Raw genomic sequence first — 16125 nt, 5'->3', positions numbered from 1 at the left:
AAACAGGCCTTTACGCCGTGGTTATCACACTACACTTCAACTCGAGTGGTGTAAGCCGCTTCCGGCGGGCCTGATCCTTCACCAGCTGCCAAGCTCCAGCGCCCGTCGGCCCTTAATAGAACGAGGGCATCATGGGTATCGCTGCGAATGAATTGTGTCAGTATGTGATCCGTCCAACCCTGGTCTACCTGAACCGTCATTGCGCCAGCGCCGAGGCCTTGCTACTCGGTGTCGCCGCCAGCCAATCGGCACTCGGTTCAGCCTTGCACGACCGACGCGGACACGGTCTCTACCGAATCGGTGAGACACGTCACCAGGCCCTGTGGGACGACTACCTCGCTCGCGATCCGGACCTGGCCAGCCTGGTCCGCGGCCTTGCCAGCCAACACGCCTTCCTGGGCGGGCCGCACCTGGAGCTGACGGTCAACCTGCGCTACTCCACCGCCATCGCCTGGATGCTCATCGAACAGCAATCCACCGCCCTCCCCGCGCCCGATGATCTGCTTGGACTTGCCCGAATCTGGCGGCAAATCTTCCAGCCCCAGGGACGCCTGCGTGACTTCACTCACGCTTGGCACACCTGCATTGAACCAATCCTGTCGGAAGCCTCCTAAGCGTCATCCTACAAAAAACCGGAAAAAAGGGAATTTTGGTCGGATTGTCCTACAAAACCGCTCTATCTCCTGCGTTTGAGGCTATAGCGCGGCGCGTGATTTGTTGGTAGCTTTTCGCCCCGGAGATCCCAAGGAGTTTCACAATAATGAAAAAAGTAATGCTCAAAACCTCCCTCGGCGTCGCCGTTGCTCTCGCTTCCAGCCAATTGCTGGCCAGCGGCTTTGCGCTTAACGAGCAAAGCATCAGCGGCATGGGGACAGGTTTCGCGGGTCGTTCTTCTTCTGCCGAAGATGCCAGCACCGTGTTTGGCAACCCTGCTGGTATGTCGCGCCTCAAGCGTGAACAGATCACCGTGGGTGGCGCCGCCGTTATCGCAAAATCCGACATCTCGGGCCCAGGCAGCAACTATGGGGGGGAAACTGACGGTGACATGGTCCCGGTGGTTGGCGTACCGATGGGTTACTACGTCAAGCCAATCGATGATCACTGGAGCGTAGGTTTTGGCGTGTACGTGCCGTTCGGCCTGGTTACCGACTACGGTGGAGACGACGCCGCACGCTACTGGGGCAAGAAAAGCCACGTAGAAGTCATCACCTTCCAGCCGACCGTCAGCTATGCCTTCAACGACAAGGTATCGATCGGTTTCGGCCCTACCTTCAACCGGATCAAGGGTGAGCTGGGTTCCAACCTGAACCAGTCGTTCATCGGTCAGGGTGATGGCGAGGTGAAGATCAAGGGTGACGACACCGCTGTAGGCTACAACATCGGTATTCTGGTACAGGCCACCGATCAGACTCGTCTGGGCCTGACCTATCACTCGATGGTCGACTACAAACTCGAAGGCAAGACTCGCGTCAGCAGCCCGTTGCTCGGCCCGTTCGATGGCAACAAGTTCGATGCCACGCTCAAGATCAAGACCCCAGAGTCGGTGGACTTCTCGATCACCCACGAGCTGGACGATCAGTGGACCGTCTACGCGGGTAGCACCTGGACCCGCTGGAGCCGCCTGGAAGCCATCACCGTCAATAACGAGCTGCCTGCTGCGCTGGCAGGTAGCCCGATCGGTAGCTCCTTCGGCACCATCAGCGAAGAGCAGAACTGGCATGACACCTGGGCTCACGCTATTGGCGTGTCCTACAAGGTCAACAAGGAGTGGACGCTGCGTACCGGCTTCTCGGTCGATCAATCGCCGACCAACAACCATGACCGCTCGCCACGCATTCCGACTGGCGATCGCAAGATCTTCAGTGTCGGCGCAGGCTGGAGCCCGACCGAAGACATGACCATCGACGTGGCCTATTCCTACCTGTGGGAAGAAGACACCAAGGTCAACAATCAGCCGGACTCACCAACTGTAGGCGCGCTGAAAGGCTCGTACCAAGCCAAGTACGAGAACAGCGCTCACGGTGTAGGTGCTTCGCTGACCTACCGCTTCTGAGCTGCTTTTGAGCCGCTCTTGAGTAAGCCAAGCTTCATGAAAAAACCGCCCTCGTGGCGGTTTTTTTTGAGTTCTGCGTAAGCACTTTCCGGCCCACCTGCCACTATCAAACAGACGAATCCGCTTGCACGCCCCACCGCTGCCCGAGGCACTCCTGTAGATAATCCATGAATACCCGCACCTTGGCCGTCATGGCAAAACGATCAGTCACGCACAGGTAGACATCCATCGGCTCGGTCTGCGCATAAACCAGACCAGCCTCGGAGCACTCGAACAAGGGCACCAACGCACCAGCGTCGAGATACGGCCGGACGATGAACTCGGCCAACCGGGCAATCCCGCCGTCATTGAGCGCCATCTGCGTCAGGGCATCGATATCATCGCTGATCAGCACCTGACCGAACTGGGCATCGAAACGCACGCCGTCCCCCACAAAGCCCCAGCGCAAGAAACGCCCATCCACCGGATAGCGAAACACCAGGCAACGATGGTCACGCAGCGACTGCGGCGTCGGCGGCAGGCCAGCGCTCGCCAGATAGCCGGGCGATGCGCAGCAGATGAAGGGGATGCGTGCGATATGCCGGGCGATCAGGTGATCTTCGAGCTGCGGGGTAATGCGCAGGCTGACATCGACCTCCTCGCGCGCATGGTTGACCTTGCGATCAGTCGTAATCAACTCTATCGAAAGCTGCGGGTAGCGTGCACTGAAGGCGGGGATCAACGGCGCCAGCACATGCCGGCCGAATGCCGAGGTCGATGCAATGCACAGGCGCCCCTGCGGTTCGCTGTCAGGCGTGCTCACCGCTTGCTCGGCCAAAGCGAGGTCATGCTCGATTTGCCTGACCCGCTGGTAATACAGGCTGCCCGCTGGGGTCAGGGTCATGCTGCGGGTAGTGCGTGACACGAGCCGCACCTGCAAGTGCGCCTCAAGCCGGGCCAGGTTCTGACTGACAGCTGCGGGACTGATCCCCAGCAGCCGCGCGCCACCGGCGATACTGCCCGCCTCGACCACCTTGATGAAGCTGCGAATGGTGTTGAGCAGATCCATGGCGAGCCCTGATGATTCGTAAGAATCTCTTTATAAAGAACTCAGCCGCGACGGTCTACAGCCCGCCTTGCCCGCTTGTTAACCTGCGCCTCCACCCACTGCTGGAGGTCATCGATGAGCGAACTGTCTCCCACCCGTAGCCGGCGGCGCTTGCGCCCAGGTGCCACGCCTTATGTGTTCGCGTTGTATATGTCGGCCATCATGGCCTTGCTGATGTGCTTTGTGATCACTGCAGCCAATGCCGGGATTACCCCCGACTATCTGGCCAACGTGCTCAAGGCCTACCAGCTGGCAATGCCGGTGGCCTTTGTCTGCGTGTTGATGGTGCGCCCTGTGGTCGTGCGCCTGGTGGCCCTGACCGTGCACCCCCACTAAGCCTCAGGGCTCAGAGGCAATGGCTTTTTCGATCGCCGCCTTGAACTCAGGATCGTCAGGCTTGGTCAGGCTGGAGAAGTTGGCGATCACCTTGCCGCGACGATCCACCACGTACTTGTAGAAATTCCACTTGGGCGCACTGCTCTGCCTGGCCAGCTCGCTGAACAACGGCACCGCATCGTTGCCGCGCACATGCTGCGCCTTGGTCATGGCGAAGGTCACACCATAATTGGCAAAGCAGACCTTGGCGGTCTTCTCGCTGTCGGCGTCTTCCTGCTTGAAGTCATTGGAAGGTACGCCAAGCATCTGCAGACCTTGCCCCTGGTACTCCTTGTACAGCGCCTCAAGCCCTTCGAACTGCGGGGCGAAACCGCAGTAGCTGGCAGTATTGACCACCACCAGCGGCTTGCCGGCAAAGCGCTCGCACAAGTCGATCTGCTGTTTGCCGCTAAGCTCGGGCAGGCTGCCCTGCAACACTGCCGGGCAGTCTGCGGCCCAGCTTGAGGCCAGCGTCGCCAGGGCCAGGAAAGGTATCGCCAGCCAGCGTGCATGCATCATGGTAAATCCCCTGCAAGACAGTCCTTGAACTTGCAGGGTAGCGCCTAACAAAGGCTCATGCCCAGTTGCATCAGCGCCAAGCCTCCCCGGTGCCAGCCCCACCAGGCCAACGCCAGCAGCACGATTGCTGCGGCTGCCAGCAGGCTAGCGCCCAGGTAGCGGTTCATGCCGCTTGCGCCTGCAGGCGGGCGACCGGACGCTCACGCACCGGCCAGTTGAGCGCGGCAGCCAACAGACTGAGCAGGATGGAGATCTGCCAGACCAGGTCATAGCTGCCCGTGCGGTCGTATACCACCCCACCCAGCCAACCGCCGAGGAAGGCGCCCAGCTGATGGAACAAGAAGACGATGCCGCCGAGCATCGACAGGTTACGTACGCCAAACAAGGTGGCCACCGTGCCATTGGTCAACGGCACTGTAGACAGCCACAGCAGGCCCATCGCAATGCCGAACAGGTAGGCACTGAACTGGGTCACCGGTGCCCACAGGAACAACACGATCACCACCGCCCGCAGCAGGTACAGCGCCGTCAGCAAGCGCGGCTTGGACATGCGTCCTCCGAGCCAACCGGCGGTGTAGGTACCCACGATATTGAACAATCCGACCAGCGCCAGCACGGTGGTGCCGATGGTCGCCGGCAGGTGCTGGTCGACCAGGTAGGCCGGCAGGTGCACGCCAATGAACACCACCTGGAAGCCACAGACGAAGAACCCCAGGGCCAAGAGCCAGAAGCCCGAATGCGAACACGCTTCACGCAGTGCCTGGCCCAGGGTCTGTTCAGCGCCATGACTCGGCAGCGGACGATCCTTGAGCAGGCCCACGAACGGCACGATCAACGCCACCAGCAGGCCCAGTACGAGCAAGGCCGCCGACCAGCCCAGCCACTGGATCAGGCCGAGCGTGCCCGGCAACATGGCGAATTGGCCAAACGAGCCTGCCGCACTGGCGATGCCCATGGCCATGCTGCGTTTTTCCGCTGGCACCGCGCGCCCAACCACCCCGAGGATGACCGAGAAGGATGTTCCGGACAGGCCAATACCGATCAGCAAGCCGGCGCTCAGCGACAGCGACCAGGCCGAGTCGGCCATGCCCATGGTGATCAACCCTACGGTGTAGAGAATCCCACCGATGACCACCACCTTGGCTGCGCCGAAACGGTCAGCCAGCGCGCCGGCGAACGGTTGGGCCAGACCCCAGATCAGGTTCTGCAAGGCAATGGCGAAGGCAAACACTTCGCGCCCCCAGCCGAAGTCGGCGCTCATCGGCGCCAGGAACAGCCCGAAGCCATGTCGCACCCCCAGAGACAACGCCAAAATCAGCGCCGCCCCCAGTAGCACCCACCCACTGGTTCGCCAAACGGAAGTCATTGTTGTTATCTCCAGCACATCACAAGGTTAATACGGGTATATACCCGCTTATCATCGTACGCGGTCACGCCAAACGCTCCAGCAAGCGCACCAGTTCATCGCGCTGTCCTTCACCCAACTGCTCGACCAACGTCAGCTGAGCGCGCTCCCAGGCCGGACCGGCATCCTGCAAGCGTGCTTTACCAGCCTCGGTCAGCAGCACCACTCGATTGCGCTGGTCTGCCCCCTCGGCCAGGGCCACCAGGCCGTCGGCCTCGAGCACCTTGAGATTGCGCCCCAGGGTACTGCGATCCAGGCCCATGGCTTCAGCCAGGCTGGTGATACTGGGTTGATCGAGCCGCTGTAGATGGCGCAACAGGGAAAACTGGGCGACATTGATGCCGAAGCCGGCAAGGGCCTCGTCGTAATGTCGGCTCACCCCGCGGGCGGCTCGACGCAGATGGGTACAGATACATTCACTGGTCAGCATGGATACGTGTATATACCCGCATCACTGATGTTGCAAGACGTTTCAAACGCGGATCATTGCTGCAAGCGCTTACGGATGGGCTCGAATGCCGCCGTGGCCGCGCGCTTGAGCGGATCCTCGGTGCCCTGCTCGATCGCCTGCCAGTAACGCCACGGCACCTTGGCAGTGCCCAGTTCGTAGTCCATGCCATCCCAGCTGTCTTCACGAAAACTGTAGAACGCCCAATGCAGGGCGTTTTTGTCCAGCACCGTCAGCACATCTTCAAGGTATTGCTGGCAACCGGGCAGACGTCGCATGCAGCCGAACTCTCCGACCACCAGCCGCGAATGGGGCAGTTTCACTCGGTCGAACCACTCAAGCGGCGCTTGCAGATACTGCGCTACCCGCTGGGCATTCCATTGCTCGGTATGCCCGGCGAAAGGCACCGGCCCGGGATAGGCAAAGGGCTTTTTGCGGGTCATGTTCGGCGCACTGGTAGCCGCGTAGGGTTCGTACATGTGCACGCTATACAGCACGCGCTCATCGCTCAGCGCTGCTGGCCAGTAGGCAAACGCATCCGCTGCCGCGTACCAGCCGGCGTCGAGCATGATCGGCGTGTCAGGGTCGACCTCACGGATCGCCGCCAGCAACTGCTGGTACAAGCCCGGCAAATCGCGGGGGCCGCCCTGCTGGGCGGCGTACCACTGCTGCATCCGCTGTGGGTCTGCGTGTTCGGCCAAACCGCCGAGTTTCTCCGGCGCTGGCTCGTTGATCAGGTTGTAGGCGGCGACTGCCGGGTGATCCTTCAGCGCCTGGGCAAGGTCACGCCAGAAGGCGGCGGCTTGCGCCCAGTAATGTTTGTCTTGCCAGAGGCGATCATCGAATTGGTCGTGATTGTTCTGCGACCAGCGCATCCCCGGCAGCGAAAGCGGTGCGATCACCACTTTCAGGCCTGCGCCATGGGCATGGTCGAGGACCTGCCTGAGCTGGGCCAGGTCGGCTGTGGCGAGCCCCCGATAGGCATCGGCATTGCCCAGCAGAAAGTCGCGTTGCTCAGGTTGCCATTTGTCGTAGGACAGCCGCACCCAAGTGGCGCCATAGCCTTGCAGGGCTTGGAAGTAGGCTTGGGTCGGTGGCAGCCGGTTGAAGCTATTGCCGCCGTGGCGGGGGGTATTCCAGAACTCGATCAGATCGGCGCCATGGGCTGATTGGATGGCGAGCAGAAACAGGCTGGTGAGTATCCAATGGCGCATGCTCGGCGCCTCCTTGGCAGGCTTGAGAAGCGCTCAAGGGTACGCCTGCTCTGCCAGGGGAGCATTGCCTCAAGGATTGCTGGAGATTGCGACTGACCGCCAAGGCTCTATCGCGGGGCACGCCCGCTCCCACGTATTGCACCGAGCTACAGCCATGCAGCAATCACGTAAGAGGCAGCAACGCCAGCCCCAACACCACTGCCAATTCCAACAACTCAAGCATCGCCCCGGCGGTATCCCCTGTGGTGCCGCCTAACCTTCGACACATGAGCTGACGCAACCAGGCAAACACCACGCCCGCCAGCAGCACCAGCCACAGCGCCGCCCAACCACCTAACGCCACGCAGGCCAGTGCACTTGCCAGCAGCACCCAGCGCGCCGTGCGCTTGGGCAGATGCTCAGCCAGCGCTTGCCCAAGCCCACCGGGACGTACGTAGGGCGTGCAGAGAAACAACCCCAGCAACGCCGCCCGCCCAACCAAGGGCGCCAGCACCAGCCAGGCGCCGACGCCGCGCTCGACCAACACCCACAGCGCGCAGAACTTGAGCAACAGTACCAACACCAGGGTGACCACGGCGATCGGCCCGCTGCGCGGATCTTTCATGATCAGCAAGGTGCGCTCACGATCGCCAAAGCCGCCCAGCCAGGCGTCAGCGCTGTCGGCCAGCCCATCCAGGTGCAAGGCGCCACTGAGCAGCACCCACAGGGTCAGCAGCAAGGCGGCATGCAACGGTGCTGGAGTGCCGTGCAGCAAATGGCTGGCCGCCCACAACAACAGGCCGAACAGCAGGCCTACCAGCGGATAGAACAACAATGAGCGACCCGTCTCACGCGGTTCAGGCATCCCCGGCAGGGTGACCGGCAGGCTGCTGAGAAACTGCAAGGCGATCCACAGTGGCAGCATCTCAGGGCAGCTCCCGCAGTTGTCCGTTTTCTTCCAGCTGCAGACGCACCAGCGCGCCATGGCCGACTTCGACCTGCAGCAATTGCTCACGGGGCAGCCCCCGCGCACGGGCCAGCAGCAGGCGCATCACCCCGCCATGGGTCACCAGTAGCAGCTGTTTGCCAGCATGCTCGCGGTGTAGACGCTCGATGGCCACCAGCACCCGTTCAGCGAAGGCCTCGACCGGCTCGCCGCCCGGCGGGGTGAAGGCATAGGGATCGGCCCAGAACAGCCCAAGCGCATCGGCCTGATCCTCCATGATCTGCGCAGCGCTGCGCCCTTCCCAGTCACCGAAGTGCAGCTCGCGGATGCCCGCTTCCAGCTGCACCGGCAACGCCAGGCGGGCGCCGAGTTCGTCAGCAAAGTGCGCGCAGCGTTGCAACGGCGAAGTGACCAGCGCGTGCCACGGCCCGCCCTGTTCGACCGCCGCGCGCATCTGCGCCCAACCCCGTTCGGTCAGGGCGTCGTCAAGGCTGCCGCGCAGGCCGCCACCCAGCTCGGTTTCACCATGGCGCAGCAGGTCGATGATCATGCCGGGCGATCCGCCACCGCAGCTTCGGCAAAGGTCGCCATCTGCCCGTGCAGGGCACAGGCCAAGCGCATCAATGGCACCGCCAACGCGGCGCCGCTGCCCTCGCCCAGGCGCAGGCCGAGGGCCAGCAGCGGCTCGGCCTCAAGGGCCGCGAGCAGCGCCTGATGCCCAGGCTCTGCACCTTGGTGAGCGAACAGCAGCCAGGCACGGCAGTGCGGGTTCAGGCGCACCGCGACCAACGCGGCGACGCTGCAGATAAAGCCATCGACCAGCACCGCCACACCCTGCTGGGCACAGGCCAGGTAGGCGCCAGTCAGTGCGGCGATCTCGAAGCCGCCGACGCACGCCAGCGCCTGTAATGGGTCATCGGCACGCAGCCCGTGCAGGACCAAGGCACGCTCGATCACCTCAGCCTTGTGCCGTACCCCTGCTGTATCCAAGCCCGTGCCTGGGCCGCTCAGTTCACGTGCCGGGCAACCGAGCAAGGTGCTCGCCACGGCTGCGGCCGCAGTGGTATTGCCGATGCCCATCTCACCGCCGATGAACAGCTGGGCGCCCTGCTCGGCAGCACGTAATGCCGTTTCACGTCCGGCCTGCAACGCCGCCCGCAGTTGCTCGTCAGTCATCGCCGGACGCTGGGCAAAATTGGCCGTGCCGGCGCCCAGACGCAGATGGCGCACGCCCGCTAGCTGCAAGGTGGGATCGATGGTACCGAGGTCGACCACTTCCAGGCTCGCTTCGAGCTGGCGCGCCAGTACGCTGATCGCCGCGCCGCCAGAAACGAAGTTGCGCAGCATCTGCCCGGTCACCGCCTGCGGATAGGCCGAAATGCCCTCCTCGACCACGCCATGGTCGCCCGCGAAAATGCTGATCGCAACGTGCTCCAGGCTCGGCCGTTCACGCCCTTGCAGGCCAGAAAGGGTCACTGCCAAGGTCTCTAGCTGACCGAGCGAGCCGGTGGGTTTGGTCAGTTGCTGCTGACGGGCGCGGGCCTGGTCCATGGCGGCGTTATCGACAGTTTGGCAGGCATCACGCCACCACGATTGGGTCATAGAGCAGGTCCTTTGAGCATCAGAGGAAGGCCGGCAACGGTAAGCACCACGCGCTCGCAGCGCTCGGCTACGGCCTGGTGCAGCCAGCCGGCCAGATCGACATAACGGCGGGTCAGTTCGCCCATGGGCACCACGCCCAGGCCGGTTTCATTGCTGACCAGAATGATCGTGCCCGGCAGGCTTTGCAGACAGTCGAGCAGCGCGTCGCGCTCTTGCGCCAGGCGCTGGTCGTCCTCGAGCATCAACAGATTGGTCAGCCACAGGGTCAAGCAGTCCACCAGCAGGCAGCGCCCTGGCGCCGCCTCGGCGCGCAGTACCGCGGCCAGTTGCAGCGGCTGTTCGATCAGCGCCCAGTGATCGGGGCGGCGCTGGCGATGCAGCTTCACCCGCGCATTCATCTCGCCATCGAGCGGCTCGCTGGTGGCGATGTAGGTCACCGCCAGGCCCGAGTCCTGGGCCAGTTGTTCGGCCAGGCGACTCTTGCCGGAGCGGGCACCGCCAAGGATCAGGTTGCGCATTTCAGGCGACTCCACACAATTGGCGCAGGTGCGCGGTGTCCAGGTGTTGCTCGATCAGGTCGGCCAGGCGCTCGATATCGCGTTCGCGCAGGGCCTCGTAGTCGATGCTTTGCACCGCTTGCAGGCCGGCCCAGCGCAACAGCGCGGCGCACGATTGGCTACCTTCGAACAGGCCGTGCAAATAAGTGGCGAGAATCTGCCCATCGGCACTGATCGCGCCGTCGCAGCGGCCATCGGCCAGGTGCACGGCAGGCTGCTCCAGGGCCGGGCCACGGGTCACCCCCGCGTGGATCTCATAGCCGGCAACCGCCGATTGCTCCAACTGCAAGGTGCCACAGACGTTGCGCAGCTGTTTCTCGGCCTCAAGCTCGGTGACGTAGTCGAGCAGGCCCAGGCCGGCACTGGTACCCGGTGGGCCTTCCAGGCCAAGCGGATCTCGCACTTGGCCACCGAGCATCTGCAAGCCGCCGCAGATACCGATCAGCTTGCCGCCGTAGCGCAGGTGGCGCGCGATGGCGCTGTCCCAGCCGCGCTCGCGCAACTGCGCCAGGTCGGCGCGCACGCTCTTGGAGCCCGGCAGGATGATCAGGTCGGCGGGCGGGATAGGCTCGCCCGGCCCGATGAACTGCAAATCGACCTGGGGGTGCAGACGCAGCGGGTCGAAGTCAGTGTGGTTGCTGATCCGCGGCAGCACCGGCACGATCACCTTGAGCACCTGCGCAGCCTTGCTCGGCTGACGCACGTCAATGGCGTCCTCGGCTTCCAGGTGCAGGTCGGTGACATACGGCAGCACGCCCAGCCCCGGTTTGCCGGTGCGCTGTTCGAGCCAGTCCAGGCCCGGCTGCAACAGGGCGATGTCACCGCGAAAACGATTGATCACAAAGCCTTTGACCCGCGCCTGCTCGCTGGCCGAGAGCAGCTCCAGGGTGCCGACCAGGTGGGCGAACACCCCACCGCGATTGATGTCGGCCACCAGGATCACCGGGCAGTCGACCGCCTCGGCAAAACCCATGTTGGCGATGTCGCCAGCGCGCAGGTTGATCTCGGCAGGCGAGCCGGCACCTTCGACCATCACCACCGGGTACGCAGCCGCCAGCCGCTGGTGCGAGGCTAGCACGGCCTGCATGGCGATGGCTTTGTAGTCGTGGTAGGCAACGGCGTTCATGCTGGTGACCGCCCGCCCGTGGATGATCACCTGGGCGCCGGTATCGCTGTTGGGCTTGAGCAGCACCGGGTTCATGTCGGTGTGCGGCGCCAGCCGACAGGCCTGGGCCTGCACCGCCTGGGCGCGGCCAATCTCGCCGCCGTCGGCGGTGACCGCACTGTTGAGGGCCATGTTTTGCGGTTTGAACGGCACCACGGCAATGCCCTGGCGCAGCAGCCAGCGGCACAAGGCGGTGACCAGCGTGCTCTTGCCGGCATCGGAAGTGGTGCCTTGCACCATGAGGGTGGTCATGCCGATTCCTTCTGGTAATCATCGAGCGCCAAGCGCAGGCGCTGTTCGTCCGCCGCGCTGGCAGGCAGGCCGAGGCGCACCGCCGCAGGGTGCTCGAACACGCGCACGAGAATGCCGCGCTGGGCGAGAAAGTCATGCAGGCGCGCGGCCTGCTCGCCACGGATGTACTGGAACAAGTCACAACCGCCGCTTGGCGTCAGACCTGCATCATTCAACAGGCTTGCCAGGCGTTGACTGGCCTGCCGGCAACTGACGATCTGCGCGACATGAGCCTGCTCATCGGCCAGGCACGCTTGGCCGAGCACTCGGGTCGGACCGGCAACCGTCCACGGCCCCAGCAGCTCGGCCAGGCGCAGCAGCAGGCTCGGCTCAGCCATGACGAAGCCCAGGCGCACCCCGGCCAATCCGAAAAACTTGCCGAACGAACGCAGCACGATCAACCCTGCACGCTCGGCGCAGTCGACCACGCTGTGCTCTGGGGTGTTGTCCATGAACGCTTCATCGACCACCAGCCAGCCGCCACGGCGGGCCAAGCGGGCATGCCAGTCGAGCAGGCGCTCGCGCGGTACAGTGCGTCCAGTGGGGTTGTTCGGGTTAACCAGCAGCAGCACCTGCAGGCTGTCGAGCGCCTGTTCGACCTGCTCATCGTCAAGCTCCACCAGCTGGTGGCCAGCACGTTGCCAAGCGTACGGGTGCTCGGCATAGCAAGGCCCCAGCACCCCGACCCGACCTGCCGCACGCAAGTGTGGCAGCGCCTGAATCGCCGCCTGCGAGCCAGCCACCGCCAGCAGGTGCTCGGCCCCGTAGTAACGTCGCGCCGCCTGTTCCAGGCCATCTTCGGCCTCAGGCAAGCGCGCCCAGGCCTCAATGGGAATGGGCGGGATCGGGTAGGACCAAGGGGCAATGCCGCTGGACAGATCGAGCCACTGCTCGCGGCCAATCCCGTAGTGGCGTACGGCCCGTTGCAAGCGGCCTCCGTGTTCAAGCATTGAGGTAGCCTCCCAGGCAGATCACCAGCAGCCACAGCCAGACGCCGCGCTGCACCAGGCTCCAGCCACGCTCGATAGCATCGGCATCGGCCATCGGGCCTTGGCCCAGGCGCGGGCGCTCGTGCAGTTCGCCGTGGTACACCGCAGGGCCACCCAACTCGACCCCCAACGCACCAGCGCCAGCGGCCATTACCGGCCCGGCGTTGGGGCTGTCCCACAGCGGCCCCTGCTGACGCCAGCAACTGAGCGCCAGGCGGGTCTTGCCCAACAATGCATAGGTCAGGGCCACCAGGCGTGCGGGAATATAGTTGAGCACATCATCGATTTTCGCTGCCGCCCAGCCGAAGCGCTCGAAGCGCTCATTGCGATAACCCCACATGGCATCGAGGGTATTGCTCAGGCGATACAGCACCACACCGGGAGCACCAGCGACGATGAACCAGAACAACGCGGCAAATACCGCATCGCTGCCATTCTCCAGCACCGATTCGGTGGCTGCGCGGGCCACAGCGGGCTCGTCGAGCTCACGGGTCTCGCGGCTGACCAGATAACCCACGCGCTTTCTCGCCTCATCCAGATCGCCACGGCGCAAGGCTTCGGCTACTGGCAGCACGTGCTCGCCCAAACTGCGCAGGCCGAGCGCGCAGTACAGCGCCAGCACCTCGACCAGCCAGCCGAGGTAGGGCAACCAGGACAGGATCAGCGCCAGCAGGGTCAGCGGCACCACCGCCAGGAACCAGGCACTGACCCCGTGACTGCGCCAGCCCCTGCCGCCGGCATTGAGCCGCTGTTCCAGGCGCGAGGCGAAATTGCCGAAGGCCACCAACGGATGGCGGCGCTGCGGTTCACCCAGCAAAGCGTCCACGGCCACCCCGGCCACGGTCAGCAAGGCCACGCTCATCGGCGCTCTCCCCATTGGTTGTCGTAGAGCATCTCGCTTAACGGGCGTTGCTCGGCCCAGTTTTCCATGACCAGCATCGGCGCTGGGTAGAACGCCTGTACCGGGCCCAGACACAGCACCGCCACTGGCTTGGCACCGGCTGGCATGCCCAGCAGTTCGCCCAGTGCCTGCGGGTCGAACAGCGACACCCACCCCATCCCCAGGCCTTCGGCACGCGCCGCCAGCCACAGGTTCTGGATGGCGCAGGCCAGTGAGGCAAGGTCCATTTCTGGCAAGGTGCGGCGGCCGAAAATGTGCGGCTCACGGTTGTCCATCAACGCCGCGACCAGCACTTCGGCGCAGTCGTTGATGCCCTCGACCTTGAGCTTCATGAACTCATCGGAGCGCTCGCCGAGCGCCTCGGCGGTGCGCGCCCGCTCCTGTTCGACCAGGGCCTGGATGCGCCCGCGTAGTTCGCGTTGGCTGATGCGGATGAAGCGCCAAGGCTGCATCAAGCCGACGCTTGGCGCCTGGTGAGCAGCGTTGAGCAGGCGTGTAAGCAGCTCCGGGGCGATCTCTGCGCCGGTAAAGTGGCGCATGTCGCGGCGCTCACCAATGGCCCGGTAGACCGCGGCGCGCTCGGCCGCGCTGAAGGCGTGCTCGCTCATGGTCGCAGCAGCGCCGCCGCCGCGTCAGGGTTGGAGGGGAAGTAGAAGTGCACGTACGACGCCGTCAGGCGCCCCAGGCGATAGACCGCCTCGTTGCCACGCCCGCCGTTGGGGCTCAAGCCACGAGCGATGGGTTCGAGCGCAGTGGTGGTCAGGGAATGGTGATAGGTATGCCCGCGCAAGGTGCCTTCCGGCAACTCGACCGCCTGCAAGGCCAGGGCGGCGAGGCGCTTTTGCATCACCGCTTCGCCGGGCAGCAGGCCAAGCAGTGGCGCACGCTCACCAGCGACATCGGTCAGTGCATCGAGCAAGTACAGCATGCCGCCACATTCGGCCAGCAGCGGCTTGCCCTGGGCATGGTGGGCGCGGATCGCTTCCAGCATCGGCGCATTGGCCGCCAGGGCCTGATGGTGCAGCTCTGGATAGCCACCTGGCAGGTACAGGCTGTCTATCGCTGGCAACTGGCGGTCGTGCAGTGGTGAGAACAATTCGAGCTGGGCACCCATCTCGCGCAACAGGTCGAGGTTGGCGCCATAGGTGAAGGCGAACGCCTCATCCTGGGCCACGCCAATGCGCAGGCCGGCCAGCGAAGGCACTGCTGCGGCGCGTTGAGGGGCGTCGAACGCTACCGGCGGCGGTAGCGCTGCATCGCAGCTCGAGCCCAGTGCTTGGGCGGCGGCGTCCAGGCGCAGGTCGAGATCGTTCAATTCGCTCGCTTGCACCAGCCCCAAGTGGCGGCTGGGCAGCTCGATGCCGCGTTCACGAGACAGCCCGCCATACCAGCGCAGGCCTTCAGTAAGGCTACCTTCGAGCAACTGGGCATGCCGCAGGCTGCCGACTCGGTTGGCCAGCACCCCGGCAAACGGCAAATCCGCCTGGTAACGCGCCAGCCCCAGCGCCAGCGCACCAAAGGTCTGGGCCATGGCCGTGCCGTCGATCACGGCCAGCACCGGCACACCGAAATGGCGCGCCAGATCAGCGCTCGATGGGGTGCCGTCGAACAGCCCCATGACGCCTTCGATCAGGATCAGGTCGGCATCAAGCGCTGCCTCCCAGAGCAGGCGGCGACTTTCCTCGGCGCCGATCATCCACAGGTCCAGCTGGTACACCGGGGCACCACTGGCGCGCTCGAGAATCATCGGGTCGAGAAAATCAGGCCCGCACTTGAACACCCGGACCTTACGCCCAAGGTTACGGTGCAGGCGTGCCAGAGCAGCGGTGACCGTGGTCTTGCCCTGGCCGGAAGCCGGTGCCGCGATCAGCACCGCCGGACAATGCCGGGTTTGGCTCATAGTTCCACGCCCTTCTGCGCCCGGATGCCGGCCTGGAAGGCGTGCTTGAGCATGCCCATCTCAGTGACGGTGTCAGCCAGCTCGATCATCTCCGGCTTGGCCGCACGCCCGGTGACGATGACGTGCTGCATGGGCGGACGGGCCTGGATGTCGGTCAGTACCTGATCGAGGTCGAGGTAGCCGTGCTTGAGGGCGATATTCAGCTCGTCGAGCACGACGAATTGAATCGATGGGTCTTGCAGCAATTGGCGCGAGACCGCCCAGGCGGCTTCGGCGGCGGCGATATCGCGCTGGCGGTCCTGGGTTTCCCAGGTAAAGCCCTCGCCCATCACGTGGTAGCGCACGTGCTCGGGGAAGCGGCGGAAGAACAGCTCCTCGCCGGTGCTGTTACGGCCCTTGATGAACTGCACCACGCCGCATTGCATGCCATGGCCCAAGGCCCGGGCCAGCATGCCGAAGGCCGAGCTGCTCTTGCCCTTGCCATTGCCGGTCAGCACCAGCAACAGGCCACATTCGTTGGGGGAATTGGCGATACGCTCGTCGATGATCGCCTTCTTGCGCTGCATGCGCGCCAGGTGGCGTTCGTCACGTTCGGGGGTTTCGCTCATCAGGGTTCTCCGCTGGCTGGCGACGCACGCAAGGGCGCGGCGACAGATCGATAGGCAGGCAAACGGAGAACACGCAGGCGCCGTGA

At 64.1% G+C, this 16125-nt stretch carries 19 protein-coding genes; 3 read left to right on the top strand and 16 right to left on the bottom strand.

What is annotated here, in order from left to right:
• Window positions 1–131: 131 nt before the first annotated feature.
• Together AAZU54_RS17930 and AAZU54_RS17925 are read left to right on the top strand one after the other, a co-directional pair.
• A complete protein-coding gene (locus AAZU54_RS17930; protein WP_186554677.1) occupies window positions 132–614 on the top strand; it encodes a hypothetical protein in 483 nt (160 codons plus the stop codon).
• Between the two features lie 146 nt (window positions 615–760).
• Entirely contained in the window at window positions 761–2053 is a 1293-nt protein-coding gene (locus AAZU54_RS17925) for an OmpP1/FadL family transporter (protein WP_186554676.1), read from the top strand.
• A 106-nt stretch (window positions 2054–2159) separates the two neighbouring features.
• Here the strand turns inward: AAZU54_RS17925 and AAZU54_RS17920 are convergent, their stop codons facing one another.
• Complete coding sequence (locus tag AAZU54_RS17920; protein ID WP_312152513.1) at window positions 2160–3101, bottom strand: LysR family transcriptional regulator; 942 nt, start codon at window positions 3099–3101, stop codon at window positions 2160–2162.
• Window positions 3102–3215: 114 nt separating this feature from the next.
• Here AAZU54_RS17920 and AAZU54_RS17915 point away from each other — a divergent pair, with 114 nt between their 5' ends.
• Window positions 3216–3476: a DUF2798 domain-containing protein gene (locus tag AAZU54_RS17915; protein ID WP_186554674.1), complete on the top strand. Its 261-nt coding sequence runs from the start codon at window positions 3216–3218 to the stop codon at window positions 3474–3476.
• Between the two features lie 3 nt (window positions 3477–3479).
• Here the strand turns inward: AAZU54_RS17915 and AAZU54_RS17910 are convergent, their stop codons facing one another.
• From AAZU54_RS17910 to cobO, 15 genes are all read right to left on the bottom strand, one after another.
• Window positions 3480–4031 carry a glutathione peroxidase gene (locus tag AAZU54_RS17910; protein ID WP_312152518.1) on the bottom strand — a complete coding sequence of 184 codons (552 nt, stop codon included), beginning with the start codon at window positions 4029–4031 and terminating at the stop codon, window positions 3480–3482.
• A gap of 47 nt (window positions 4032–4078) precedes the next feature.
• Window positions 4079–4201 carry a hypothetical protein gene (locus tag AAZU54_RS17905; RefSeq protein WP_264082859.1) on the bottom strand — a complete coding sequence of 41 codons (123 nt, stop codon included), beginning with the start codon at window positions 4199–4201 and terminating at the stop codon, window positions 4079–4081.
• Window positions 4198–5400 carry an MFS transporter gene (locus AAZU54_RS17900; RefSeq protein WP_434727463.1) on the bottom strand — a complete coding sequence of 401 codons (1203 nt, stop codon included), beginning with the start codon at window positions 5398–5400 and terminating at the stop codon, window positions 4198–4200. Before AAZU54_RS17900 ends, AAZU54_RS17905 begins: the two co-directional genes overlap by 4 nt.
• Before the next feature lie 64 nt (window positions 5401–5464).
• Window positions 5465–5869 (bottom strand): MarR family winged helix-turn-helix transcriptional regulator, encoded by a 405-nt coding sequence (locus tag AAZU54_RS17895; RefSeq protein ID WP_186554672.1) that lies wholly within the window; start codon window positions 5867–5869, stop codon window positions 5465–5467.
• Between the two features lie 53 nt (window positions 5870–5922).
• Complete coding sequence (locus tag AAZU54_RS17890) at window positions 5923–7101, bottom strand: glycoside hydrolase family 5 protein (protein WP_434727462.1); 1179 nt, start codon at window positions 7099–7101, stop codon at window positions 5923–5925.
• 163 nt (window positions 7102–7264) lie between these two features.
• Window positions 7265–8005, bottom strand: coding sequence for an adenosylcobinamide-GDP ribazoletransferase (locus tag AAZU54_RS17885; RefSeq protein WP_186554670.1), 741 nt, complete (start codon window positions 8003–8005; stop codon window positions 7265–7267).
• 1 nt (window position 8006) lies between these two features.
• Complete coding sequence (cobC, locus tag AAZU54_RS17880) at window positions 8007–8576, bottom strand: alpha-ribazole phosphatase family protein (RefSeq protein ID WP_405130145.1); 570 nt, start codon at window positions 8574–8576, stop codon at window positions 8007–8009.
• Complete coding sequence (cobT, locus tag AAZU54_RS17875; RefSeq protein ID WP_186554668.1) at window positions 8573–9628, bottom strand: nicotinate-nucleotide--dimethylbenzimidazole phosphoribosyltransferase; 1056 nt, start codon at window positions 9626–9628, stop codon at window positions 8573–8575. Before cobT ends, cobC begins: the two co-directional genes overlap by 4 nt.
• Window positions 9625–10146 (bottom strand): bifunctional adenosylcobinamide kinase/adenosylcobinamide-phosphate guanylyltransferase, encoded by a 522-nt coding sequence (gene cobU, locus AAZU54_RS17870; protein WP_434727461.1) that lies wholly within the window; start codon window positions 10144–10146, stop codon window positions 9625–9627. The genes cobT and cobU overlap by 4 nt, the downstream gene beginning before the upstream one ends.
• A gap of 1 nt (window position 10147) precedes the next feature.
• Window positions 10148–11602 carry a cobyric acid synthase gene (locus AAZU54_RS17865; RefSeq protein ID WP_434727460.1) on the bottom strand — a complete coding sequence of 485 codons (1455 nt, stop codon included), beginning with the start codon at window positions 11600–11602 and terminating at the stop codon, window positions 10148–10150.
• Window positions 11599–12591, bottom strand: coding sequence for a threonine-phosphate decarboxylase CobD (gene cobD / locus AAZU54_RS17860; RefSeq protein WP_434727459.1), 993 nt, complete (start codon window positions 12589–12591; stop codon window positions 11599–11601). Before cobD ends, AAZU54_RS17865 begins: the two co-directional genes overlap by 4 nt.
• On the bottom strand, window positions 12584–13492 hold the full coding sequence (gene cbiB / locus AAZU54_RS17855) for an adenosylcobinamide-phosphate synthase CbiB (protein WP_186554664.1): 909 nt from the start codon (window positions 13490–13492) through the stop codon (window positions 12584–12586). The genes cobD and cbiB overlap by 8 nt, the downstream gene beginning before the upstream one ends.
• Window positions 13489–14139, bottom strand: coding sequence for a 5,6-dimethylbenzimidazole synthase (gene bluB / locus AAZU54_RS17850; protein ID WP_186554663.1), 651 nt, complete (start codon window positions 14137–14139; stop codon window positions 13489–13491). The genes cbiB and bluB overlap by 4 nt, the downstream gene beginning before the upstream one ends.
• On the bottom strand, window positions 14136–15431 hold the full coding sequence (locus tag AAZU54_RS17845; RefSeq protein WP_434727458.1) for a cobyrinate a,c-diamide synthase: 1296 nt from the start codon (window positions 15429–15431) through the stop codon (window positions 14136–14138). The genes bluB and AAZU54_RS17845 overlap by 4 nt, the downstream gene beginning before the upstream one ends.
• Window positions 15428–16039, bottom strand: coding sequence for a cob(I)yrinic acid a,c-diamide adenosyltransferase (cobO, locus tag AAZU54_RS17840; RefSeq protein ID WP_264235747.1), 612 nt, complete (start codon window positions 16037–16039; stop codon window positions 15428–15430). Before cobO ends, AAZU54_RS17845 begins: the two co-directional genes overlap by 4 nt.
• Between the last annotated feature and the right edge of the window lie 86 nt (window positions 16040–16125).

The sequence above is a fragment of the Pseudomonas sp. Je.1.5.c genome, from assembly GCF_051129895.1.
Classification (GTDB): Bacteria; Pseudomonadota; Gammaproteobacteria; order Pseudomonadales; family Pseudomonadaceae; genus Aquipseudomonas; species Aquipseudomonas urmiensis.
This window is presented reverse-complemented; position numbering and strand designations above follow the sequence as displayed.

Bases quoted from the DNA above. Each gene is read 5' to 3' on its own strand.
- cobC (WP_405130145.1), bottom strand. From the start codon at position 8,576: ATGATCATCGACCTGCTGCGCCATGGTGAAACCGAGCTGGGTGGCGGC.
- cobO (WP_264235747.1), bottom strand. From the start codon at position 16,039: ATGAGCGAAACCCCCGAACGTGACGAACGCCACCTGGCGCGCATGCAG.
- cbiB (WP_186554664.1), bottom strand. From the start codon at position 13,492: ATGAGCGTGGCCTTGCTGACCGTGGCCGGGGTGGCCGTGGACGCTTTG.
- AAZU54_RS17910 (WP_312152518.1), bottom strand. From the start codon at position 4,031: ATGCATGCACGCTGGCTGGCGATACCTTTCCTGGCCCTGGCGACGCTG.
- AAZU54_RS17865 (WP_434727460.1), bottom strand. From the start codon at position 11,602: ATGACCACCCTCATGGTGCAAGGCACCACTTCCGATGCCGGCAAGAGC.
- AAZU54_RS17890 (WP_434727462.1), bottom strand. From the start codon at position 7,101: ATGCGCCATTGGATACTCACCAGCCTGTTTCTGCTCGCCATCCAATCA.
- bluB (WP_186554663.1), bottom strand. From the start codon at position 14,139: ATGAGCGAGCACGCCTTCAGCGCGGCCGAGCGCGCCGCGGTCTACCGG.
- AAZU54_RS17900 (WP_434727463.1), bottom strand. From the start codon at position 5,400: ATGACTTCCGTTTGGCGAACCAGTGGGTGGGTGCTACTGGGGGCGGCG.
- cobU (WP_434727461.1), bottom strand. From the start codon at position 10,146: ATGCGCAACCTGATCCTTGGCGGTGCCCGCTCCGGCAAGAGTCGCCTG.
- AAZU54_RS17905 (WP_264082859.1), bottom strand. From the start codon at position 4,201: ATGAACCGCTACCTGGGCGCTAGCCTGCTGGCAGCCGCAGCAATCGTG.
- AAZU54_RS17915 (WP_186554674.1), top strand. From the start codon at position 3,216: ATGAGCGAACTGTCTCCCACCCGTAGCCGGCGGCGCTTGCGCCCAGGT.
- AAZU54_RS17885 (WP_186554670.1), bottom strand. From the start codon at position 8,005: ATGCTGCCACTGTGGATCGCCTTGCAGTTTCTCAGCAGCCTGCCGGTC.
- AAZU54_RS17845 (WP_434727458.1), bottom strand. From the start codon at position 15,431: ATGAGCCAAACCCGGCATTGTCCGGCGGTGCTGATCGCGGCACCGGCT.
- cobD (WP_434727459.1), bottom strand. From the start codon at position 12,591: ATGCTTGAACACGGAGGCCGCTTGCAACGGGCCGTACGCCACTACGGG.
- AAZU54_RS17925 (WP_186554676.1), top strand. From the start codon at position 761: ATGAAAAAAGTAATGCTCAAAACCTCCCTCGGCGTCGCCGTTGCTCTC.
- AAZU54_RS17920 (WP_312152513.1), bottom strand. From the start codon at position 3,101: ATGGATCTGCTCAACACCATTCGCAGCTTCATCAAGGTGGTCGAGGCG.
- AAZU54_RS17930 (WP_186554677.1), top strand. From the start codon at position 132: ATGGGTATCGCTGCGAATGAATTGTGTCAGTATGTGATCCGTCCAACC.
- cobT (WP_186554668.1), bottom strand. From the start codon at position 9,628: ATGACCCAATCGTGGTGGCGTGATGCCTGCCAAACTGTCGATAACGCC.
- AAZU54_RS17895 (WP_186554672.1), bottom strand. From the start codon at position 5,869: ATGCTGACCAGTGAATGTATCTGTACCCATCTGCGTCGAGCCGCCCGC.